The organism is Nocardia aurea (assembly GCF_003123685.1).
In the GTDB taxonomy this organism is placed as follows: domain Bacteria; phylum Actinomycetota; class Actinomycetes; order Mycobacteriales; family Mycobacteriaceae; genus Nocardia; species Nocardia aurea.
Genome location: NZ_QCYJ01000170.1, coordinates 205921 through 229335, shown reverse-complemented (window position 1 = coordinate 229335; position 23415 = coordinate 205921). Strand labels below are relative to the sequence as shown.

Genomic DNA, 23415 nt, shown 5'->3' with positions numbered 1-23415 from the left:
AGTGGCGCCCGGCTCCACGCGTGGATTTCGAAAGGCACAGCTGTGAACGACGTTGCGAACGACGAGAAACTCCGACATCTGCTGCGGCGGGTGAGCGCCGAGTTGTACAAGACTCGGGAAGAACTGCGTTCGGTCACCGAAGCCGAACGCGAGCCGATCGCCATCGTCGCCACCGGATGCCGATTCCCCGGCGCCGACTCGCCCGCCGCGTTCTGGGATCTGCTCGCTCGCGGCGCAGACGCGCTCAGCGAATTCCCCGAGGATCGTGGCTGGGATACCGCGGGGCTCTACCATCCCGACCCTGAACACGTCGGCACCTCCTATACCAAGCGGGGTGGATTCATCGACGGCGCAGCCGATTTCGACCCCGACTTCTTCGGCATCTCCCGTCGCGAAGCGCTGGCCGTCGACCCCCAGCAGCGCCTGCTGTTGCAGACCACCTGGGAGGCTTTCGAATACGCCGGTATCGACCCGAAGACCCTGCGTGGCAGCCGCACCGGCGTGTACACCGGAACCAACGGGCAGACCTATGTCACCGGGCCGGGGCACGTGCCCCCGGCGGTGGAGGGCTATCTCGTCACCGGTACCGCCGCGAGCGTGCTGTCGGGACGGATCGCCTACACCTTCGGATTCGAGGGCCCCGCGCTCACCGTCGACACCGCGTGCTCGTCGTCGCTGGTGGCATTGCATCTCGCGGTGCGGGCGCTGCGATCGGGCGATATCGACTTCGCGGTCGCGGGCGGTGCCACGATCATGTCCTCGCCGTCGATCTTCGTCGAATTCTCGCGACAGCGTGGACTCGCGGCAGACGGCCGGTGCAAGGCGTTCGCGGCGGGCGCGGACGGCACCGGATGGGCGGAGGGCGTCGGCGTGGTGCTGGTCGAGCGACTGTCCGACGCGCGACGGCTCGGGCATCCGGTGCTCGCCGTCGTGCGCGGCACGGCCGTGAACCAGGACGGGGCGTCGAACGGTCTGACCGCGCCGAACGGTCCGGCGCAGCAACGTGTCATCCGCGAAGCGCTGGCCGATGCGGGACTGAGCGCGGCGGAAGTGGACGCGGTCGAGGCGCACGGAACCGGCACCGCGCTCGGCGACCCGATCGAGGCACAGGCCCTGCTCGCGACCTACGGGCAGGAGCGGTCCGAACCACTGTGGCTCGGCTCGGTGAAATCCAATATCGGGCATACGCAGGCCGCCGCGGGCGTGGCGGGAGTGATCAAAACCGTTCTGGCGCTGCGATACCGGGAACTGCCGCGGACCCTGCACGTGGACGCGCCCTCACCGCTGGTGAAATGGGAATCGGGCCGCGTCGCCCTGTTGTCCGAGAAGCAGGTGTGGCCGGAGACGGGCAGGCCGAGGCGCGCCGCGGTGTCGGCATTCGGCGTGTCGGGGACCAACGCGCACGTCATCCTCGAGCAGGCGCCCGATATCGCCGCACCGGAAGCGCCATCGCCGGGCGCGGCGGGGGTGCTGCCGTTCGTGGTGTCCGCCGCGACACCGACGGCACTGCGGGCGCAGGCTCGGCGACTCGGCGCGTTCGTGACCGGCCTCGGCGAACCCGATCCGCATTCGGTCGCCTCGTCGTTGGTGCGTGAGCGCGGTGTGTTCGGGTCGCGCGCGGTGGTGATCGGCGCGGACCGGACGTCGCTGGGATCGGCGCTGGACGGGGTGGCCGACGGTACGGTCACCCCCGGTGTGATCCTCGGCCCCGATGCCGCCGTTTCCGGTGCGGTGGGTGTCGTCTTCGGTGGTCAGGGCAGCCAGCGGGCAGGTGTCGGGGCCGACCTGTCCGCCCGATTCCCGGTATTCCGGGAGGCGTTCGACGCGGCGGTGACGGCGCTGGACCGGCACCTGGGTGAGGCGGTGGAGTTCTCCGTGCGCGCGGTCGCCTTCGGCGAATCCGGCACCGAAGGCCTGATCGATTCGACCGTCTACACGCAGTCGGCGGTCTTCGCGATCGAGGTCGCGCTGTTCCGGTTGATCGAATCGTGGGGTGTCGAGGTCTCGGCCGTCGCGGGCCATTCCATCGGTGGCGTGGTGGCGGCACATGTCGCCGGTGCGCTCACCCTCGAGGACGCGGCCCGATTGGTGGCCGCGCGCGGTCGGTTGATGGGTGCGCTGCCGGTCGGCGGCGCGATGGTGGCGATCGGCGCGACCGAAGGCGAAGTCCGCGAAGCGATCTCGCGCTCGGCGGGTGACACGTCGGAGCGGGTGGCGGTCGCCGCGGTGAACGGGCCGAGGGCCGTGGTGATCTCGGGCTCCGAAGCCGAGGTGCTGGCCCTGGCGGCCGAACTCGTGGCGGCGGGCAAGCGGGTGAAGCGGCTGGTGGTCTCGCACGGCTTCCATTCGCCGCTGATGGATCCGGTGCTCGCCGAATTCGAGAGTGTGGTCGCCGAGACCACATTCTCCGAACCGACCGGCGCGACGCTGGTCTCGGATTCGACCGGCGCGGTGCTCACCGGCGCCGAACTCGCCGACCCGACGTACTGGGTGCGGCACCTGCGCGGCACGGTGCGCTTCGCCGACGCCGTACGCACCATGCGCGAGGCGGGAGTGGCCGCGTTCCTGGAGTTGGGGGCGGGTGCGGTCCTGACACCGTCGGTGTCGGCGACACTCGACGAGACCGGCGCCGACTGGGGTGTCGCGACGGCGTCGGTGCGCAAGGGCCGCGACGAGGTGTCGACGGTGCTGTCCGCGGCGGCGACGCTGTTCGTCCACGGTCACCACGTGGACTGGACCGTCGTCGTGCCGCTCGCGCCACGGGTCGAACTGCCCACCTACGCGTTCCAGAACGAGCGATTCTGGGCGACGGTGGAAACCACGCACGGGACGGCACGCGGCGGGCATCCGCTGCTCGGCTCGCCGCTGCTGCTGGCCACCGGCGACGGCGCCGTCGCCACCGGACGACTGGCGACGACCATCCAGCCGTGGCTGGCCGACCACGTGGTCGCGGGAAATATCTACGTGCCGGGGACCGCGCTGGTGGAATCGGTCGTCCACCTCGCCGATTTCCTCGCCGTCGACACCGTCGACGAGCTGATCATCGAGTCACCGCTGATCCTGCGCTCCGACGCGGTACTCGACGTGCAGGTCGCCGCGCGCCGTATCGGCGCGGAATTCGCCGTCGAGATCCATTCGCGCCCCTCGGACGAGCCCGATGCCCGCTGGACCCGCCACGCGGTGGGAAAGGTCGTGGAACGGGACGGGGAACCGGCGTCGACGACGGATCCGTGGCCGCCGGTGGGTGCGACGATCCTCGACACATCGGACGCCTACGACCGACTGCGTGCGACCGGACTCGACTACGGACCGCTGTTCCGCGGCCTCGGAGCGGCGTGGCGGCACGGCGACACGATCCACGCCGAGGTGGCACTACCGTCCGAGACGCCGAGTTCCTACGCGGTACACCCGGCGCTGTTCGACGCGGCGCTGCACCCGATCGCCCTGCTCACCCCCGACGCCGACACGCCACGGATTCCCTTCGTGTGGAACGGGGTCCGCGTCCATGCCTCCGGCGCGACGGCGCTGCGGGTGAGTTTCACCGTCACCGACGACGGCCTGCGCGATCTGACGGCGACCGACATCGCGGGCCTGCCCGTGCTGTCGGTGGACGCGCTCACCCTGCGGACCGCGGCTGCCCCGCGTCCCGCGCTCGATGACGGACTGTTCGAGGTGAGCTGGATCGAGCGTCCGGCGGGGACCACCGGTTCGGCGGCACCGATATTCCGGGTCGCCGACGCGGCGTCGGGTTCCTCCGCCCACGCGGCGCTGGCCGCGCTACAGGCGCACGACGGCGTCGAACCGCTGATCCTGCCCACCCGCGACGCGGTCGCCGTACTCGATGGTGACCGGCCGGATCTCGACGCCGCGCCGGTCTGGGGGCTGGCGCGGGTCACGGCCGCCGAACGTCCCGGCACGGTCGTCGTGATCGACACCGACGGCACCGACGCGTCGGCCGCGGCCTTCGATCGCGCGGCCGCCGACGCGCTGGCGGCGGGGGAGTCCCAGCTCGCCCTGCGACACGGCCGCGGCTACGTGCCGCGCCTGACGCGCTCGACCGAGAGTGTGTCGCGCCCGGAGTGGGATCCGGACGGCACGGTCCTGGTGACCGGCGGCACCGGCGGCCTCGGCGCGCTGCTGGCCCGTCATCTCGTGACACAGCACGGTGTCGGGCATCTGCTCCTGGTCAGCAGGCGCGGTTCGGCGGCGCCGGGCGCCGATCGACTCGTCGCCGACCTGCGGGCCCACGGTGCCCACGTACTGGTCGTGTCGGCCGATATCGCCGACCGCACCGCCGTGGAACGGGTCGTGGCCGCCGTGCCCGCCGACCATCCCTTGACGGCGGTGGTCCACACCGCGGGCATCGTCGACGACGGTGTCCTGGAATCGGTGACACCGCGACGTCTCGACGCGGTGTTCGCCCCCAAACTCCTCGGGGCACGCCACCTGCACGAGCTGACCCGCGACCAGGACCTGGCCGCCTTCGTGCTGTATTCCTCGGTCGCCGGGCTGCTCGGCACCGCCGGACAGGCGGCCTACGCGGCGGCCAACACGGGCCTGGACGCCCTCGCCGCGCTGCGCCGCGCGGACGGACTGCCCGCCACCGCGCTGGCCTGGGGTCTGTGGGACGAGACAACCGGTGTGACAGCCCATCTCACCGACGCTGACCGGGACAGGCTGGCCAAGCAGGGGGTACGCGCCCTCGCCACCGCCACCGCGCTGGCACTGTTCGACGCGGCGGTCTTCCACCGCGATCGCACGCTGTTGGCCCCGGCCCCGCTGGACCTCGCGCGATGGCAGGGCGCCGATACCGCGCCGCCGTTGTTGCGGGCGCTGATCCGTCCATCCCGCCGCCGCGCCGACACCGAATCGCGCCCCGCCGATTCGGGACTGGCGGGACGACTGGCCGCGCTGCCCTCCGAGGAGCAGGCGAGTGTGCTGCTCGATCTGGTCCGCCGCGAAGCCGCCGCGGCACTGGATCATCCGGACCCCGCGGGTATACGCGGCGATCGAGGACTGGCCGAACTCGGTCTCGACTCCCTGACCGCCGTCGACCTGCGCAACCGGCTCGCCGCCGCCTCCGGTCTGCGCCTGCCCGCCACCCTCACCTTCGATCACCCCACACCGGAGGCCATCGCGGCACACCTGCGCGAACGCCTGCTCGGCACCACCGCGACCGCGAGGACCGTGGCCCACGGCACCGGTGCGGACACCGATCCCGTCGTGATCGTCGGTGTCGCGCTGCGACTTCCGGGCGGCATCGAGAGTCCCGAATCGCTGTGGCGGCTGTTGGAACGCGGCGGCGACGCGGTCTCGGAATTCCCCGACGACCGAGGCTGGCACCTGGCGACGCTCTACCACGAGGATCCGACGACACCGGGCACGTCCTACACCCGTCACGGCGGATTCCTCACCGACGCGGCCGATTTCGACGCCGGACTGTTCGGGATGTCGCCGCGGGAGGCGCTCGCCACCGATCCGCAACAGCGGCTGCTGCTGGAGACCTCGTGGGAGGCATTGGAACGAGCCGGAATCGACCCGACCTCGTTGCGGGGCAGCCGGACCGGCGTCTTCGCCGGAACGATGTACCACGACTACGCGCCGCATATCCAAGACGCGCCCGCCGACCTGGAGGGATACCTGGTCAACGGCAGCGCGGGCAGTATCGCCAGCGGTCGCATCTCCTACACCTTCGGATTCGAAGGCCCCGCCATCAGCGTCGACACCGCGTGCTCGTCCTCGCTGGTCGCCCTGCACCTGGCCGCCCAATCACTGCGGTCGGGGGAGAGCGATCTGGCGCTGGCGGGCGGGGTCGCGGTCATGTCGAGTCCGGCGACCTTCGTCGAATTCTCCCGTCAGCGCGCACTCGCGCCCGACGGCCGGTGCAAGGCGTTCGCGGCCGCGGCCGACGGCACCGGATGGGGCGAAGGCGTGAGCATGCTCGTGCTGGAACGACTCTCGGACGCGCGGCGGGCGGGTCATCCGGTGCTGGCGGTGGTGCGCGGGTCGGCGATCAATCAGGACGGCGCGTCGAGCGGGCTGACCGCGCCGAACGGACCGGCCCAGCAGCGAGTCATCCGACAGGCGCTGGCCAATGCCGGACTGTCGGCGTCGGAGGTGGACGTGGTCGAGGCGCACGGAACCGGCACCACGCTCGGCGATCCGATCGAGGCGCAGGCCGTCATCGCCACCTACGGCGCGGGACGCACCTCGGACACACCGCTGTGGCTGGGTTCGCTCAAATCCAACGTCGGCCACACCCAGGCCGCGGCGGGCGGCGCGGGCATCATCAAAATGCTGCTCGCGCTGCGCAATCGGGTACTGCCCGAGACACTGCACGTGGACGAGCCGACCCCGCACGTGGACTGGTCGGCGGGCACGGTCCGGCTGCTCACCGAGGCGCGCCCCTGGCCGCGTGCGGAAAGGCCGCGGCGAGCGGGTATCTCCTCGTTCGGTGTGAGCGGCACCAATGCCCACGTCATCATCGAGGAACCGCCGGCGCCGGAACCCCGGCCCGCGTCCCCCGACGACGCGGCGGGCCCGCTGCCGTGGATCCTGTCCGCGCACAGTCCCGCCGCGTTGCGTGGACAGGCGGTGGCACTGGCCTCCTACCTGCAATCACGCCCCGAGGTGGACGCCGCCGATATCGCGCGCACGCTGGTCGAATCCCGTGCCGCCCTCGCGGAACGGGCCGTGGTCCTCGGCGCCGACGACGCCGAACTGCGCGCGGGCCTGAACGCCCTCGCGGCAGGCGATCCGCTGCCCGAGCACATCGTGCGCGCCGGCGCGGAGGTCGCGGGCAAGACGGTCTTCGTCTTTCCCGGCCAGGGCGGGCAGTGGCCGGGCATGGCGGCCGAGCTGTACCGGACCGCGCCGGTATTCGCGCGCCGCCTCACCGAATGCGCGAAAGCGCTCGAACCGCATGTCGATTGGCCGCCGCTGTCGGTCCTGCTCGGGGATTCCGAGGTCGACCTCGACCGGGTCGACGTCGTGCAGCCCGCGCTGTGGGCGGTGATGGTCGCCCTCGCAGCGCTGTGGCGGGCGCACGGGGTCGTGCCGGACGCGGTCGTCGGCCATTCGCAGGGGGAGATCGCCGCCGCGGTGGTCGCGGGCGCGCTGTCGGTCGAGGACGGCGCCCGGGTGGTGGCACTGCGCAGCAGGACGATCGCGGCGGGTTCGGCGCCCGGCGCGATGGCGGCGGTATCGCTGTCGGAACAGAGCGCCGCCGAACTGGTGCGCGACGGCCGGATCTCGGTGGGGGTGGTGAATTCCCCGACCTCGGTGGTGCTGTCCGGCGAAGTCGCCGCGATCGAGGAGACGTTGGCGCGACTGGACGAGGACGGGATACGTGCTCGCAGGGTCGCCGTCGACTACGCGTCACATTCGGCCGCCGTGGACGCGTTGCGCGGCGAACTCGCCGACCTTCTCGCGCCGATCGCGCCCGGAGCCGGCGAGATTCCGATCCTGTCCACGGTGACCGCGGGCTGGATCGAGGGGGCCGCGCTGACCGGCGACTACTGGTTCGACAACCTGAGGAACACCGTGCGATTCGAGGCCGCGACCCGGGAACTCGTCGCGCACGGATACCGGTCCTTCCTCGAGATCGGCCCACATCCGGTGCTCTCCGGCGCGATCGAGGAAACCCTGGAAGCCGTGGACGCGCCCGCGACGGCCGTCGTCGGCACGCTGCGTCGCGACGAGGGCGGGCCGCGCAGGTTCGCGATCTCGCTGGCGTCGGCGTACGCCAGGGGGCTACCGGTGGATTGGACCGTCGCGCTGGCCGCGCGCGGACAGCGGATCGAACTGCCCACCTACGCCTTCCAGCGCACCCGCTACTGGATCGACGCGGACCGATCGGCCTCGCGCCGTGACGACCGCCGGGTGAGTTCGACATCCGCCACGGAGGAAGCGACGGCCCCGCCGACGATCCTGCGTTTCACCGGTCTGGACGGCCCGGCACGGCGCACGGCGGTGCTCGAGCTGGTCCGCGGTGAGACCGCGGCGGTGCTCAAACACGCCAGCGGCGCCGAGGTGAGTTCGACCAGGGCCTTCCGCGAACTCGGTCTCGACTCGCTGACCGCCGTCGACCTGCGCAACCGACTGCGCGCGGCGACCGGGTTGTCGCTCCCGACGACGTTGATCTTCGACCACCCCTCACCCGAGGCGGTGACCGATTACGTGGTGTCCGTGCTGCCCGCCGACACCCCGAGCGGACCGACATCGCTCGATGACGTGCTGCGACTTCTCGAAACATCGCTGACCGGTGCCGACGCGGGCAGCGATGCCATCGCCGACCGGTTGCGCGCACTGGCCGATCGCCTCGCGGCCGAACCCGATATCGAGTCGGTGGATCTGGATTCCGCCTCCGACGACGAACTGTTCGACTTGGTAGACAGGAACTGACGGCAATGGCCACCGAAACGAAACTCCGCGAATACCTGAAGCGTTCGATCGCGAAGGAACAGAAGCTGCAACAGCGGCTCGACGAGGTGCGGGCGCGGGCACACGAGCCGATCGCCGTCATCGGCACCGCCTGCCTGCTGCCCGGCGGCATCAGCAGTCCCGAACAACTGTGGGAGCTGGTCTCGGAAGGACGCGACGCGGTCGGTGAGTTCCCCGCCGACCGCGGCTGGGACCTGACGGCGCTCTACGACCCCGACCCCGATCGCCCCGGCACCTCTTACACCAGGCACGGCGGATTCCTGGACGGCGCGGCCGATTTCGATCCCGACTTCTTCGGCATCTCGCACCGCGAGGCGCTGTCGATGGACCCGCAGCAGCGGCTGCTGCTCCGGACCGCGTGGGAGGCGTTCGAACGCGCGGGTCTGGATCCGAACGCGTTCCGCGGCAGCCGAACCGGGGTGTACGCCGGGTTGGCCGGGCACGACTACGGCTCGCGGCTGGACCCCGTTCCCGAGGATCTGGAAGGCTACCTGGCGATCAACAACCTCGGCAGCGTGGTCTCCGGGCGCATCGCCTACACCTTCGGATTCGAGGGGCCCGCGGTGACGGTGGACACCGCGTGCTCGTCGTCGCTGGTGGCATTGCATCTCGCGGTGCGGGCGCTGCGATCCGGCGAGGTCGATCTGGCCGTGGCGGGCGGGGCGTCGGTCATGTCCACGCCGATCGGCTTCACCGAGTTCTCGCGCCAGCGCGGACTCGCGGTCGACGGACGCTGCAAGGCGTTCGCGGCGGGCGCCGACGGCACCGGCTGGGCCGAGGGCGTCGGAGTGCTGCTGGTGGAACGCCTGTCCGACGCGCAACGGCACGGCCACGAGGTGCTGGCCGTGGTGCGCGGATCCGCGATCAACCAGGACGGCGCGTCGAACGGACTGACGGCCCCGAACGGCCCCGCCCAGCAACGGGTCATCCTCGCCGCGCTGGCCGACGGTGACCTCGAGGTCGGCGACGTCGACGCCGTCGAAGCACACGGCACCGGGACCGTGCTCGGCGATCCCATCGAAGCGCAGGCCATCCTCGCGACCTACGGCGCGCGCACCGGTGGTGAACCGCTCTGGCTCGGTTCGCTGAAATCGAATATCGGCCACGCGCAGGCCGCCGCGGGCGTGGCCGGTGTGATCAAGACGGTCGAGGCGATCAGGAGAGGACGTCTACCCCGCTCGCTGCACCTGGACGCACCGTCGCCGCTGGTGGACTGGGATTCCGGACGGGTGGAACTGCTGAGCGAGGCGCGGGCGTGGCCCGAGACCGGGCGACCGCGTCGCGCGGGAGTGTCCGCGTTCGGTGTCTCGGGGACCAACGCGCACGTGATCATCGAGCAGGCGCCCGTTTCCACGGAAGCGGACGCGGACCCGGTGGCCGCGGAGACGCACGAATCGAACGGCCTACTACCGTTCGTCTTCTCCGGGGTCACCCCGGAAGCGTTGCGCGCGCAGGCAGCACGGCTGGCCGATTTCGTCGCCGCACAGGACGCACCGGATCCGGGGTCGATCGCGTCGTCGCTGGTGCGCGATCGCGTCGTCTTCGAATCCCGCGCTGTCGTCTTGGCGACCGACCGCGAGCGGGCGCGGTCGGCGCTGCTGGCGGTATCGGAGGGCAACGGCGTGGCAGGCGCCGTCACCGGTGTCGGCGACAATCCCGGCGGCGTCGGGCTCGTGTTCTCCGGCCAGGGCAGCCAGCGGGCGGGCGCGGGATCCGAGCTGTACCGGCGCTTCCCGGTCTTCCGGTCCGCTTTCGACGCGGCCGTGGAACTGCTCGACCGATATCTGGGCGACGCGGTGGCGCACTCGGTCGCCGATGTCGTCTTCGGCACGCCGGGTACCGAAGGGCTCATCGACACGACGGTCTACACCCAGTCGGTGGTGTTCGCCGTCGAAACGGCCCTGGTCGCGCTGCTGCGGTCGTGGGGTATCCGGATCGCGGCGGTAGCGGGCCATTCCATCGGCGGCGTTGTCGCGGCGCACGTGGCCGGTGCGCTCTCGCTCGACGACGCCGCCCGGCTGGTGGCCGCGCGGGGACGGCTGATGGGCGCGCTGCCGACCGGTGGCGCCATGGTGGCGGTGCAGGCCACCGAAGCCGAAGCCGTCGAATTCATCGAGCGGTCGGCGACCGGGGCGTCGGCCGTCTCCGTGGCCGCCGTGAACGGTCCTCGCGCCGTGGTGATCTCGGGTGACGACGCGGCGGTGTCGGAAGTGGCCGCGGCCCTCGCGGCCGCGGGCAGGCGGACCAAACGCCTGCCGGTTTCGCACGGTTTCCATTCGGCCCTCATGGATCCGGTACTGGCCGAATTCGAGAGCGTCGTCGCCGGGCTGACCTTCACCGAACCCACCGACGCACAGGTGGTCTCGGACGCGACCGGTGCGGTGGTCACCGGCGCGGAACTGGCGGACCCGCGGTACTGGGTGCGTCATCTGCGCGGCACCGTACGCTTCGGCGAAGCGGTGCGCACCCTGCGCGACGCCGGCGTGACCACGTTCGTCGAAGTCGGCGCGGACGCCGTGCTGACTCCCATGATCTCGGCCAACCTCGATTCCGGCGACACCGTGGCGGTGACGGCGACACTGCGTCGCGGTCGTGACGAGATCACCACGGCGCTCACCGCGGCGGCCACCGTATTCACCAACGGCGGCGAGGTCGACTGGTCGGTCATCGTCGCGGCCCGGCCCCGAACGCCGCTGCCCACCTATGCCTTCCAACAACAGCGCTTCTGGGCCGCCCCGACCGCGCTCCGATCCGACACCGCCGCCCGTGGCGTGGCGAATATCGGTCATCCGCTGCTCGGCGCGGCGATCACACTCGCCGCCGACGGCGCAGTCGTGCTCACCGGCAGACTGTCGCTGCGGACCCATCCGTGGCTGGCTGATCACGCCGTGCTGGGCACCGTGATCGTGCCGGGCACGGCGCTGCTCGAGCTGGCGTCGCGGGCGGGTGAGGAAGTCGGCGCACCCGGTATCGACGAATTGATCGTCGAAGCGCCGCTGGTGCTGACCGACGATCCGGTCGACATCCAGGTCACGGTGAGGACCGGCGACGGCGCGGGCGAGGTCGGTATCCATTCCCGTGCCGCGACCGGCGCGGACGGTGCCTGGACCAGGCACGCCGTCGCGGCACTGGCGACCTCCGCCGTCGAACCCGGCTTCGATTTCACCGTGTGGCCCCCCGAAGGCGCGCACCCGGTCGACGTCGACGACATCTACCCGACCCTGCTCGCCACCGGCCTGGACTACGGACCCGCCTTCCGGGGACTGCGCCGGGCGTGGGAGCGCCACGGTGACCTGTATGTCGATGTCGCCCTGCCGGATTCCGAACGGCCCCACGCCGAGAATTTCGCGATCCACCCGGCGTTGCTCGATGCCGCCGTCCACCTGCCCGCCCTGCGCGCGCTGGCGGAGGTACCGCCCGGATTCAACCGGCTTCCCTTCGCTTGGAACGGAGTGCGGGTGCACGCGGTCGGTGCGGCGGCGCTGCGCGTGCGGATCGCGCCTGCGGGCCCGGATACGGTGACCCTGCACGCGGCCGATCCGGCGGGAGCGCCGGTGCTCACCATCGACAGTTTGGTCGCCCGCCGCGTCTCGGCCGAGCAATTGCGTTCGGCGCGTTCGGAATTGCGCGACGTGCTGTTCGAGCCGACGTGGACGGCCGCGTCCACCACGTCCACGGCTCCCACCTCGTGGGTGATCCTCGACGGCGCGGGCACCGACCTGCCCGATCGGCTCCGCCTGATCGGCCATCGTGTCGATCGCGTCTCGGACGTGACAGGCCTGGCCGCCGCGGTCACCGCGGGCGAGGTCACGCCGGGCGTCGCCGTCCTGCCCACGAAGACCGTCGAGCACCTTCTACCTGTGCTGCGGAACTGGCTGGCCGACAGCGTGTTCGAGACGGTGCCGCTGATCGTGCTCACCCGGCGCGGGATCGCCGCGGACGACGACGAGATCCCCGAATCCGGCGTCGCCGCGGTCTGGGGACTGGTGCGTTCGGCACAGGCCGAACAACCCGGGCGGATCCTGCTCGCCGATATCGACGATGCCGAGGAATCGCTCGCCGCACTGCCGGGCGTCGTGGCGCTCGGGTCCGAGGGAGACACCCAGACCGTCGTGCGCGCGGGCCGGGTGCTGGTGCCCCGGTTGAGCCGATGGGATCCGCCCGAAGAAGCCGGGACCGCGCCGTGGGATCCGGCGGGCACCGTGCTGATCACGGGCGGGCTGGGCGGTGTCGGCGCGGAGATCGCCAGACATCTGGTGTCGGCGCACGGGGTGCGGCACCTGTTGCTGATCGGCCGGCGTGGCATCGACGCGCCGGGCGCCCGGGACCTGGTCGCCGAATTGGAGAACGAGCACGCGACCGTCGATGTGCGCGCGGTGGATGTCGCGGATCGCGAACGATTGGCGGCCGTGATCGCCGCGATTCCGCCCGCGCGTCCACTGTCGGGGGTCGTGCACGCCGCGGGCGTGGTCGACGACGGATTGTTCGGCGCCCTCACCGCCGACCGTCTCGCGGCCGTGCTCGCGCCCAAGAGTGTCGGTGCCCGCAATCTCCACGAGCTGACCAGGGATTCGGCCACGCTGACCCGGTTCGTGCTGTTCTCGTCGGTGTCCGCGCTGCTGGGCGGACCGGGCCAGAGCGCCTACACCGCCGCCAACGCCGAGTTGGACGCGCTCGCCGCCCGCCGCAGGGCCGACGGCCTGCCCGCGGTGTCGGTGTCGTGGGGGCTGTGGGAGCGCGAGAGCGGCACCACCGCCCATCTCTCCGCCGCCGACCGGGCCCGTATCGCCCGCGGTGGCCTGCGCTCACTACCCACCGCGCTCGCGGTGGCCCTGTTCGACGCCGTGGTACGCGCCGATCGGGCCGTGCTGGTGGCGGCGCGATTCGATATCGGCGCGCTGTCGCGCCGCGCCGAGGTCGAGCCCACCGCGCCGGTGCTGCGTTCGCTCGTGCGCGCACCGCGCCGGACCGCCGGGTCCGCCGGGCAGCAACGGCCGGTGCTGCGGGAGTTGGCGGGCAAGGATGACGCCGAACGCCACCGGGTACTGCTGGGACTCGTTCGCGCCGAGATCGGCGCGGCACTGGCGCATCCCGATCCCGACGGTATCGCGGGCGATCGCGCACTCGTGGAACTCGGTCTCGACTCGCTCAGCGCCGTGGAGTTGCGCAACGGCCTGGTCCGGGCGACGGGGGCGCGGCTGCCCGCGACGCTGACATTCGATCATCCGACACCGGACGCGATCGCGCGGTATCTCTCGGAGTCGATCGACGAAGACCCGGCCACCTCGGCGACCACGGCCACCTCGGCGACGCGGTCCACGGCGACGGGCCTCGCCTCCGTGCACCGGCGCATGCACGACAGTGGCAAACACGTCGAGGCGGCGCAGTTGCTGATCGCCGCCTCCCACGTGCGGAGCACCTTCACCGTGGAGGACCGCAAGAAGCACGCGCTGAACCCGATCCGGCTCACCTCGGGGCCCGCGCCCACCGCCGTGGTCGCGTTTCCCGCGTTGAGCGCGATCTCCGGACCGCACGAATACTCCAGGATGGCCAAGGAATTCGGTGGCGAACGTGATTTCCACGTCGTCCCGTGGCCCGGATTCACCGCGGGCAGCGACGAACTGCCCGATTCGGTCGAGACGGTGGTTCGCCTCGGCATCGACGGACTGAAGGCCGCGGTCGGCGATCGGCCGTTCGTGGTGCTCGGCCGGTCGATGGGCGGGTGCGCCGCGCACGCCGTCACCGTCGCGCTCGAACAGGAGGGACTGTCCCCGCGCGGGATGGTGCTCGTCGACAGCTACCCGATCGATGCCGCCACCGAGCCGGGCATGGAATGGTGGATCGGGTCGATGATCACCGGAATGCTCGACCGCGTCGACCGTTTCGATCTGACGGTCCAGGACGAGCGGCTCACCACCATGGGCACCTACAACCGGGTGTTCGCGCAGTGGCGGCCCACGCCGGTGCGCACCCCGATCCACCTGCTGCGGGCACTGAATCCGCTGCCGGGGACAACGGTCGACGGCCCACGGGACTGGCGCGCGTACTGGCCGGAGCCGCACAGCGTCACCGATATCCCGGGCGACCACTTCACCGCGCTCGAGGACGACGGCCCGACCACCGCGGCGGCGGTTCGGGCATGGCTGGAGAGTCTGGAGCGCTGAACGCCGCGAGGTGGCATCCCGGACTCCGGGATGCCACCTCGATTCGGGATCGGCTCAGGCGACAGCGCCGGTGAGCTGGGCGATGATGCCGAGTCGGTCGGGCAGGACGGAATATTCGGTGATGCGGCCGTCACGGAATCGGATGGTGCTGATGCTGACCCCGGTGAAATGCCTGCCGCTGTTCGGCACACCGAAGATCTCACCGCGCTGGGTGCCGTCGATGGTCCAATACACGACGACGCGGTCGTCCTCGGCGATGACGTCGGTGACGGTCGCGGTGACGTTCTCGACATTGGCGCGCAGCCAGGTGATGTGTTCGACGAATCCGTCGCGGCCCTTGACATCGCCCGCGGGCACGGCGGAATCGTGCCCGTCCTCGGCGATGATCTCGTCGAGCAGTCCCAGATCGCCCTTGGTGACCACTTCGTCGTAGAAGCGGCGGGCGACGGTCTTGTTGGTTTCCGATGCGCTTGTCACGGTCTGTCTCCTTCGTATCGGGGGCGATCCACCGGGGTCCGGCGGTCGGTACTGCGTCAGAGGGATTGGCCGGGCAGCGGGAGGATGCCGAGATTGGCGTCCAGCCCGCCGTCGACCACGAGCGTGGTGCCGGTGATGTATCCGGCGGCGGGGGAGGCGAGGAACCAGATGGCCTCGGCCTGCTCGCGGGGTTCGGCGAAGCGGCCCAGCGGGATCCGGCGTTCGATCGCGGCGAGCAGCGCGGGGTCCTGGTGCACGTTGGCCGTGATCGCGGTGCGGGTCAGTCCGGGGGCCAGGGCGTTGATCCGGATACCCTGCGCGGCATAGTCGATCGCGAAGGCCCGGACGAGGTTGATCAGAGCCCCCTTGGAGGCGTTGTAGGCCCAGTTCCCGGGGTCGCCGCGCAATCCGGCGACCGAGGCGGTGAAGATCGCCGAGCCGCGCGAGCGGCGCAGCGCGGGCACGGCCGCCTTGAGACCGTGGATCGGTCCGCGCAGGTTCACCCCGAAGATGCGGTCGGCCGAATCCACCGCGCCCGCCGATTCCAGCGGTGGGGTTCCGCCGGTTCCCGCGTTGAGTACCACGGTGTCGAGGCGGCCGAAGCGCTCCAGTGCGGTGTCGACGGCGGCGCGGTTGATCGCCTCCGCGGAGACGTCACCGGTCAGGGTGACGATTCCCCCGCCCAGTTCGGCGAGACCGCGCGCGGCGATATCCACGGCGATCACGTGATGTCCGCGCTCGGCGAACAATTCGGCGGTGGCGCGGCCGATACCGGACGCGGCGCCGGTGACGATCGTGACGGGGCGGGCGGGTTCGGTCGCCGGGGTGGTGGATGGGAGTTCGGTCATCGAATACCTTTCGGAACGAGATCGACGAGGGTGGACCCGGTGGGGGTCGGTGTGCGGGGTATCGCGTCGAGCAGTTGCCGGGTGTACGGGTGTCGCGGATCGTCGAATATGTCTTCGGTGCGACCGGTTTCGACGATCCGGCCGTGCTGGACGACCGCGACGCGGTCACACAACTGCCGGACCACCGCGAGATCGTGCGAGATGAACAGCAGGGCCGTTCCGGTCTCGTGCTGCACCCGCTCGAAGAGTTCGAGGATCTGGGCCTGGATGGTGACATCGAGCGCCGAGACCGGTTCGTCGGCGACGAGCAGATCGGGCCCACCGGCCAGCGCGCGGGCGATGGCCACCCGCTGACGTTGACCGCCGGACAGTCGTGCGGGCAATCTGTTCCGCAATCCGGGGTCGAGCCCCACCGAGTGCAGGAGTTCGACGATCCGCCCGGCCCGCGCCGTCGACGACGGGAGTCGGTGCAGCGCCTCGGCGATGATCTTCTCCACGGTGTACCTGGGGTCGAACGCGCTGAGCGGATCCTGATCGATGAGCTGGATGCGGTGTCGTGACGGTCTGCGGGCACGTTCGCGCAACAGGCTCCACGGTCGTCCGTCGAAGGTGACCGTGCCCGTCTCCGGTGCGATATGTGCCATCGCGAGCCGCGCCAGTGTGCTCTTGCCCGATCCGGATTCGCCGACCACTCCCAGCGTTTCGCCGCGAGACAGGGTCAGCGAGACCGAGTCGACGGTGCGCCGGGCGGTGCCGTCCGGCCGCCGATAGTGGTGTGAGACGTCGGTGAATTCGAGTAGTGGCCGTGATGAGTCCTCCTCGGGTCGTCCGATGCGGCGGTGGGTGGTGCGCTCCCGTGGCACGTGCTCGCCGGGGTGCAGGCAACGGGTGGCGTGCTGGTCGCCCAGGGCGGTCAGCTCCGGCAGGCGCTCCCGGCAGCGGTCCTCGGCGAGCGGGCAGCGCGGCGCGAACGGGCAGCCGGTGCGCGCCGCGGGGGCCCATGGCGTGACCCGGCTACGCCGCGCGGGTCCGTCGATACGCGGCGCCGCGGCGAGCAGTTCGACCGTGTAGGGGTGCGCCGGATTGCCGAAAACAGCCGCCGCACTGCCTTGTTCCACCACGACGCCCGCGTACATGACCGATACCGTGTCGGCCATATCGGCCACCACCGCGAGGTCGTGGCTGATCAGCAGGACCGCGGTGCCGCCGGTGCGATAGGTGTCGAGCAGCCGCAGGATCTGTTGCTGTACCGACACGTCCAGCGCGGTGGTCGGTTCGTCGGCGATGAGCAGCGACGGCTTCGCCGCGATGGCCGAGGCGATCAGCGCCCGTTGGCGCAGTCCGCCGGACAGTTCGTGCGGGAACTGCAACAGTCGGTCGCCGGGGTCGGGGATGCCGACGGCCTCGAGTAGGTCGAGTACCGCGTCGTCCAGGTCGTCGGGGGATACCAGCCGATGGATCCGGAGTGGTTCGGCTACCTCGTGCCCGACCCGGCGCAGCGGATCAAGTGAGGTCAGCGCGTCCTGGAGGACGAAGCCGATCCGTCTGCCGCGGAGGCGCCGCCAGTGCCGGTCGGGCAGGTCGCGCAGGTCGGTGCCATCGAAGTCGATGGTGTCGGCCCGCACGGTCGCGCCGGTTCCGGCCAGGCCCAGGAGCGACCGGGCCACCACGCTCTTGCCCGAACCCGATTCGCCGACCAGGGCGAGGCATCTCCCGGCGTCCAGGCGCAGGCTCACGGTGCGCACCGCGGGCGCGTCGACCGACCCGAATTCGACCGACAGATTCCGTACCGACAGCAGGGGTTCGGTCATCGCGGGCCTTCCTCGGTGCGTACCCGCAGCCCACGCCCGAGCACGCTGATCGACAGCACGGTGGCCGTCACGGCCAGTCCGGGGAACACGGCGAGCGTCCACGCGGCGGACAGGTAGTTGCGAGACTGGGCGAGCATGGAACCCCAGTCCGGTACGGCGTTCTCCGGCCCGAGGCCGAGGAAACTCAACGACGACCCGATGATGATCGCGGTGCCGATATTGATCACCACCAGCACGCCGATGGGCAGCAGGACATTCGGCGCGATGTGCCGCCAGGCCACCCGCCACGGCGCGATGCCCTGATCCAGGGCCGCGCGGACATAGGCGAACTGGCGCACCAGGTGCGTGCGGATCCGCACGATGCGCGCGAAACCCGGTGCGAGAGCGACCGTCACCGCGATCGTGACGTTCACCGTGCCCGGTCCGAGCACCGCGACCACCAGTAACGCCATCAGGATGGCAGGAAAGGACAGGAAGACATCGGCGACCCGCATCGCGATCTGATCGACGACACGCCCGCCGAGCGCGGCGACCAGCCCCCATACGGCCCCGGTGACGCAGGCCAGCACGGTCGAACCGATCCCGATCAGCAGGGTGGTTCGGGCGCCGTGCACCACCCGGGCGTAGACGTCGCGTCCGAGCCAGTCGGTGCCGAAAGGATGCGCGCCACCGGGCGCGTGCAGCGCGACGGCGGGATCGATCGCGTCGGGCGAGCCCGCGAGCAGCCCCGGCGCCACCGCGGCCACCAGGATCGCGGCGAAGACGATTCCGGCGACCGCCGTTCCCAACGGCGGGACCCGGCGGCCGGGTCGGCGTCGCACCACCTCCGGTGCGTCGACGGCGCCGGTCACCGGGCCGACTCCCCGATACGGGGATCGACCACGCGATAGAGCTGGTCGAGCGCGATGCTGATGAGGGAGAACGTCGCGGCGGTGAGCACGACGACACCGGTCACCACCGGATAGTCGCGCCCTCGCACCGCCGTCACCAGTACCTGCCCCAAACCCTGTCTGGCGAAGACGGTTTCGACCACCACCACCCCGCCGAGCAGATTCCCCAACATCCAGCCCGACATCGTCAGCACCGGCAGCGCGGCGTGCCGCAGGGCGTGGCCGACACGCACCCTGGTCTCGGTCGCGCCCCTGGCTCGGACCGTCAGCGCGAAGGGTTGCCCGAGTGCCTGTTCGATACCGTCGCGCGCCACCTGGGACAGAACGCCGGTGATCGCGATGGCCAGGGTGATCCACGGCAGGATCAGCGCCTCGACGCCGTCGTTGCCCAGGACGGGGAACACCTGCCAGCGGAAGGAGAACAGCGCGAGCAGGACGAAGCCGATCCAGAACGTCGGCATCGACAACGCGGTGAATTCGGCCAACCGCGCGACCGAGCGCGAGCGCGGCCGGTCCGCGGTCAGCACGGCGAGCGTCATCGCGATCAACGCGCCGATCAGCATGCCCCCGACCGCCAGACTCAGTGTGGCCCAGAGCTGTTCGGTGATGATCGACTGCACCGGCCGGTTCTGCTGATACGACGTGCCGAGGTCCCCGCGCAGCAGCCGCGCCAGGAAACGCAGATATTGCACGGCGACCGGATCGTCGAAGCCGTATTCGGATCGGATGCGGGCGAGCACCTCGGGGGAGGCGGTCGCCGCCACCCCGCCCGCGACGGCGCGGGCGGGGTCGCCGGGAATCAGCAGCAGTCCGGCGAAGGTGACGGTCGCCGCGCCCCAGATGACGACGAGCGCGAGGGCGAGGCGACCGATCAACCAGCGCAGCGGCTCCGGCACCCGATTCAGGACGCGAGCCATGCGTCGTAGAACCTCGGATAGGTCTGCGCGTCGAAAGTGATGCCGCGCACCGTGTTCGCGAATCCGGTCAGACTGACCGGGGTGTACACGGGAATGATGTAGGCCTGTTTCAGCACGTCGTGCTGCACCGAAGCGTAGTTGCGCGCCGCCCGTGCCGGATCGGTGGTCGACGCGGCATCGGTCACCCAGGTGTCGATCTGCGGCGAATTGACCAGCGCCACATTGCCGCCCGCCTTGGCGTAGGTATTGGTGGAGAAGAAAGCGAAACGCAGCACGTCGGGGGTCGGGCGGGCGAAGCTGACGTCGACGAGGTCGTACTCGCCGCCGATCAGGTACTCGTCGATATAGGTTCCGGTATCGACCTTGGGACGCTGGATCTCGATGCCGACCGAACGGGCCTGGGCCTGGATGCCTTCGGCGACCACCTCGCGCTGTTCCCGGGTGCCCTCCGGCCAGTACGGCCACACCAGCGACAGCCTGCGACCGTCCTTGACCCGGTAGCCGTCACCGTCGAGGCGGTTCCAACCCGCCTGATCGAGAAGCTGTTTCGCGAGCTCGGGCTGGTAGGTGGCGAGCTCGCCGCGCGCCGACGCGTCGTAGGCGGCGGTGACGCGGGTGAGCGGATTGTCGGCCACCGGATAGCGACCGAAGTAGACGTTGTCGACGAGTTTCGGGACGTCGATCGCCGCCGACAGCGCCCGGCGCACCGCGACATCCTGGAGCGGCCCACGGGTGCCGTTCAGGTAGACGTTGTAGTTGAGGCCGGGGGTCTCGGTGCTGTGCAGGGTGAAACCGGCTCGGTCGGCGAGCTGTCCGGCGGAGACCGGGGGCACCCCGGCGATGCCCTGGAGCTGACCGCTGGTGAGCGCGCCGAAGCGGGTCGCGTCCTCGGGCACGAATTCGAAGACCAGCTTGTCCAGATAGGCGGGCCCGGTGTGTGCCGCACCGTCGGGCGGTGACGAATAGGCGGCATTGCGCACCAGGGTCTCCCTACGGCCCTGTTCCCACTGCTCGAACGCGAACGGACCGGTACCGACCGGCCGGTAGCTCGTGCTCGGCTCGGCGAGCGCCTTCGGACTCTGGATGCCGAGGCTCGGAGTCGAAAGTGCTTGCAGCAGTGGGGTGAACGGCTGCGCGAGAACTACCTCGGCGACGTTCGGGGCGGTAACCCTGGTCTCCCGGTACGGGGTGATCAACGAGGCGGCGTAGGCGGATTTCGTCTTCGGGTCGACGACGTGGTCGAGGCTGGCCTTGACCGCGGTGGCGTCGAACGGGGTGCCGTCGTGGAAGCTGACGCCGTCACGCAGGGTGAAGGTGTAGGTCGTGCCGTCCGGCGAGACGGTCCACTTGGTCGCCAGCCAGGGCGCGAAGGTGTCGGGGCCGGTCTGCACGATCAGGGAATCGAAGATGTTGCGGTTGATCACGCTGGTGACGGCCGTGGCCGCGACCGCGGGATCCAGCGAGACCTGGGTCCCGGCGACCCCGTAGACCAGGGTGCCGTGATGCGTCGGGGTGTCACCGGCCGCGTCGTCGGAATCCGACCGGGTCACCGCGACGACGACGCTCACGGCCACCAGTGCCGCGACGACGACACCGGCGACCAGCCACCGCCCACGGCTGCGGCGCAGAGTGCCGCGTGCCCGGCGGTCGGGACGCGCTGATTCATTGTCTGGAGACATGGCACCTGTTCTCGGAAAGGAAGGTTCGCGAATTCGTGCACGCACGGAGAAACGCCATCGATTCGGTTCCGGACTGCCGATCGGTGACTGCTATGACTTCAACACGCGGTAGTCGACGTTGTCAATGATTGCGGCACAGGCAGATTCGAGAAAGTCGCGGTATTCCGACCTGTTCGGCGCAGAATTCGAAATTCGTATCGGTGTCGATCGGATACTTATATCGGTGAAATGGAATCATCACGATCGGAACGGTTCGAATTCGGCACGCGCCGTGAAATCATCGCCTGTTCCGCGAGAGATCAGCGATCTCCATCGGCCAGGTCGATCAGGCGCTCGGCGTTGGAGAGCGCGGTGACGACACACGTGCCGAGCGCTCGCGCGCGGTCGTAGAGCGTGGCGGTGCCGACCGAGATGCCCGCAGAGGCGACGGCATTCTCACCGCGCAGGCCGAGTTCTCCTCCCGACGGTAGTCGTGACAGTGTCAACGTGACGTCGGCGTTGATGTAGCCGACACCGCGTGAACCCCAATGACATACCTGGTTGGTCAGATCGGCGGCCATGGCGGCGCATTCGAAAGGGCTCGTCGGCTCGCCCGCCACCAGCGGCAGTACCGCCATCCAGCAGATCTTCCGATCGCCGTTCTGATGATCGGCGTTGTCGTGGCTCCAGTCGCGATCGCCGCTGCGGAGGCGAATCCGACCGTCGCGATCTCGATCGTCGACCCGGACGATCCGACGGACGCGCCGGATCGCGTCATCTTCGTCGTCCGTCCGACAACCGTCGGCAAACGCTGACTGCGAGGTCCGCCCAACTCATCATTTCCCCTTGGGGAAAAATACTCTAGGCTCTGGAGATGTCGGGCTCGCCGGCCGGAAACCCGACGGTTGCCGGTCGGGGATTCCTTCGCCCAATGTCTCCGGCGCGCGACCGCCGCCCAGGTAGCAGCAAAGGCAACACATGGCACATTCGGACAGAGTCGAGGCCTACTACGAGCTCACCCAGGCCAAGGCCCAGTACTGCTACAACCTGGACGCGCGTGACTGGGGGGCGTTGGCGGAACTGATGACCGAGGACGTCGAGTTCGACGTCGGCGACGGCGATCCGCGCATCCCGGTCCTGTACGGCGCGGAGAACGCGATCAGGATGCTGCGGGTGTCGCTGGCCGGTTCCCGCTCGGTGCATCAGGTGCACACACCGCTGATCGATCTGGACGGCGACGAGGCCCGCGTCGTGTGGACGATGCACGACCGCGTCATCTGGGAGGACGGGCGCAGCAGGACCGGATACGGCCACTACCGGGAACGGTGGGTGCGTGCCGAGCGCGAGTGGAAACTGGCGTCGTTGCGGCTCACCAGGCTGATCACCGATCTGGACCGCGCGCCGGTGACCATCTACGACATGGGTGATTGGACGACCCGGTCGACCGCCGACATCTAACGCCGACGGCGTGACCCGAGGAGCTGTTCGAGGCCCGAGATGATCAGGTCGAGTTCGAAGGCGAACTGCGTGCCGAGCTGAGTGCGGTTCCTCAGGGTCGACGCCGCTTCCCTGAGCAGGGGGAAGGCGTCTCCCGACGTGCCGTCCAGGGTGCGCAGTACGTGCTCGGCCTGCGGGTCGATGGGATCGTCGACCGCCTCCAGCGCCTCGCCCGCGGCCGAATGCGCGACTTCGGCGAGGAGTTTCATCGTGCGCCCGGCTTGGGCCTCGTCGAATCCGGCGTCCATGAGCGACCGGATCATCCGCTCGATCACCGCCAATGTCGTGAGACCGGCCTTGCCGGTGAACCGAACGGTCGGAATCAGCACGCCGACGTCGATGAGCGCCTGCGCGACCGACGTGGTGAACACGCGAAGCAATTCGCGCCAGTCGGCATCGCGATCGAGGTCGACCAAGGCGACCTCGCGCTCGAACGCGTCGAAGGCGATCAGTTCCAGCAGGCCGTCCCGATCGATGACGTGGTAGTTCAGCGATTTGCGGTCCACGCCGAGTACTTCGGCGACGGCTTTCATGGTGAGCGATTCGGGAGGCAGCGTGCGGGCCGCGGCGACGATCCGTTCCCGGCTCAGCAGCGGTCTGCGGCCCCGCCGCCGCCCCGCCGCGACCACGGTTCCGGCCTCCGGGCCCAGGGAAATCTTGTCGCTCACCCATCCAGCGTACGAACCCCGCGCTCGAGGTGGGACGCCCCGT

At 70.3% G+C, this 23415-nt stretch carries 11 protein-coding genes and 1 pseudogene; 4 read left to right on the top strand and 8 right to left on the bottom strand.

Annotated elements, in window-relative coordinates:
• Nucleotides 1-36: 36 nt before the first annotated feature.
• Together DAT37_RS45960 and DAT37_RS40710 are read left to right on the top strand one after the other, a co-directional pair.
• Nucleotides 37-8403, top strand: a pseudogene (locus tag DAT37_RS45960) (SDR family NAD(P)-dependent oxidoreductase); the annotation flags it as partial.
• Between the two features lie 5 nt (nucleotides 8404-8408).
• Nucleotides 8409-14606 carry a type I polyketide synthase gene (locus tag DAT37_RS40710; protein ID WP_109530277.1) on the top strand — a complete coding sequence of 2066 codons (6198 nt, stop codon included), beginning with the start codon at nucleotides 8409-8411 and terminating at the stop codon, nucleotides 14604-14606.
• A 54-nt stretch (nucleotides 14607-14660) separates the two neighbouring features.
• Here DAT37_RS40710 and DAT37_RS40705 read toward each other — a convergent pair whose 3' ends face one another.
• The 7 genes from DAT37_RS40705 to DAT37_RS40675 all read right to left on the bottom strand — a co-directional run bounded on the left by DAT37_RS40705 (nucleotide 14661) and on the right by DAT37_RS40675 (nucleotide 21845).
• On the bottom strand, nucleotides 14661-15083 hold the full coding sequence (locus tag DAT37_RS40705) for an ester cyclase (protein WP_109530276.1): 423 nt from the start codon (nucleotides 15081-15083) through the stop codon (nucleotides 14661-14663).
• Nucleotides 15084-15139: 56 nt separating this feature from the next.
• Nucleotides 15140-15931 (bottom strand): SDR family NAD(P)-dependent oxidoreductase, encoded by a 792-nt coding sequence (locus DAT37_RS40700; protein ID WP_109530275.1) that lies wholly within the window; start codon nucleotides 15929-15931, stop codon nucleotides 15140-15142.
• Entirely contained in the window at nucleotides 15928-17742 is a 1815-nt protein-coding gene (locus DAT37_RS40695; protein WP_109530274.1) for a dipeptide ABC transporter ATP-binding protein, read from the bottom strand. Before DAT37_RS40695 ends, DAT37_RS40700 begins: the two co-directional genes overlap by 4 nt.
• The gene (locus tag DAT37_RS40690; RefSeq protein WP_109530273.1) at nucleotides 17739-18593 is read right to left on the bottom strand and encodes an ABC transporter permease; all 855 of its coding nucleotides are present in this window, start codon (nucleotides 18591-18593) and stop codon (nucleotides 17739-17741) included. The genes DAT37_RS40695 and DAT37_RS40690 overlap by 4 nt, the downstream gene beginning before the upstream one ends.
• Nucleotides 18590-19549 (bottom strand): ABC transporter permease, encoded by a 960-nt coding sequence (locus DAT37_RS40685; RefSeq protein ID WP_109530272.1) that lies wholly within the window; start codon nucleotides 19547-19549, stop codon nucleotides 18590-18592. Before DAT37_RS40685 ends, DAT37_RS40690 begins: the two co-directional genes overlap by 4 nt.
• Nucleotides 19534-21228, bottom strand: coding sequence for an ABC transporter substrate-binding protein (locus DAT37_RS40680; protein ID WP_109530271.1), 1695 nt, complete (start codon nucleotides 21226-21228; stop codon nucleotides 19534-19536). Before DAT37_RS40680 ends, DAT37_RS40685 begins: the two co-directional genes overlap by 16 nt.
• Nucleotides 21229-21527: 299 nt before the next feature.
• Nucleotides 21528-21845 (bottom strand): hypothetical protein, encoded by a 318-nt coding sequence (locus tag DAT37_RS40675; protein WP_157978956.1) that lies wholly within the window; start codon nucleotides 21843-21845, stop codon nucleotides 21528-21530.
• A gap of 42 nt (nucleotides 21846-21887) precedes the next feature.
• Between DAT37_RS40675 and DAT37_RS46170 the strand changes: the two genes are divergently transcribed.
• Both DAT37_RS46170 and DAT37_RS40670 read left to right on the top strand, forming a co-directional pair.
• Nucleotides 21888-22022 carry a hypothetical protein gene (locus DAT37_RS46170; RefSeq protein ID WP_269814835.1) on the top strand — a complete coding sequence of 45 codons (135 nt, stop codon included), beginning with the start codon at nucleotides 21888-21890 and terminating at the stop codon, nucleotides 22020-22022.
• Nucleotides 22023-22185: 163 nt separating this feature from the next.
• A complete protein-coding gene (locus DAT37_RS40670; protein ID WP_109530269.1) occupies nucleotides 22186-22665 on the top strand; it encodes a nuclear transport factor 2 family protein in 480 nt (159 codons plus the stop codon).
• Here DAT37_RS40670 and DAT37_RS40665 read toward each other — a convergent pair.
• Nucleotides 22662-23372 carry a TetR/AcrR family transcriptional regulator C-terminal domain-containing protein gene (locus DAT37_RS40665; RefSeq protein ID WP_109530268.1) on the bottom strand — a complete coding sequence of 237 codons (711 nt, stop codon included), beginning with the start codon at nucleotides 23370-23372 and terminating at the stop codon, nucleotides 22662-22664. The genes DAT37_RS40670 and DAT37_RS40665 overlap by 4 nt on opposite strands.
• Nucleotides 23373-23415: the final 43 nt, after the last annotated feature.

Bases quoted from the DNA above. Each gene is read 5' to 3' on its own strand.
- DAT37_RS40710 (WP_109530277.1), top strand. From the start codon at position 8,409: ATGGCCACCGAAACGAAACTCCGCGAATACCTGAAGCGTTCGATCGCG.
- DAT37_RS40700 (WP_109530275.1), bottom strand. From the start codon at position 15,931: ATGACCGAACTCCCATCCACCACCCCGGCGACCGAACCCGCCCGCCCC.
- DAT37_RS40695 (WP_109530274.1), bottom strand. From the start codon at position 17,742: ATGACCGAACCCCTGCTGTCGGTACGGAATCTGTCGGTCGAATTCGGG.
- DAT37_RS40685 (WP_109530272.1), bottom strand. From the start codon at position 19,549: ATGGCTCGCGTCCTGAATCGGGTGCCGGAGCCGCTGCGCTGGTTGATC.
- DAT37_RS40680 (WP_109530271.1), bottom strand. From the start codon at position 21,228: ATGTCTCCAGACAATGAATCAGCGCGTCCCGACCGCCGGGCACGCGGC.
- DAT37_RS40675 (WP_157978956.1), bottom strand. From the start codon at position 21,845: ATGGCGGTACTGCCGCTGGTGGCGGGCGAGCCGACGAGCCCTTTCGAA.
- DAT37_RS40670 (WP_109530269.1), top strand. From the start codon at position 22,186: ATGGCACATTCGGACAGAGTCGAGGCCTACTACGAGCTCACCCAGGCC.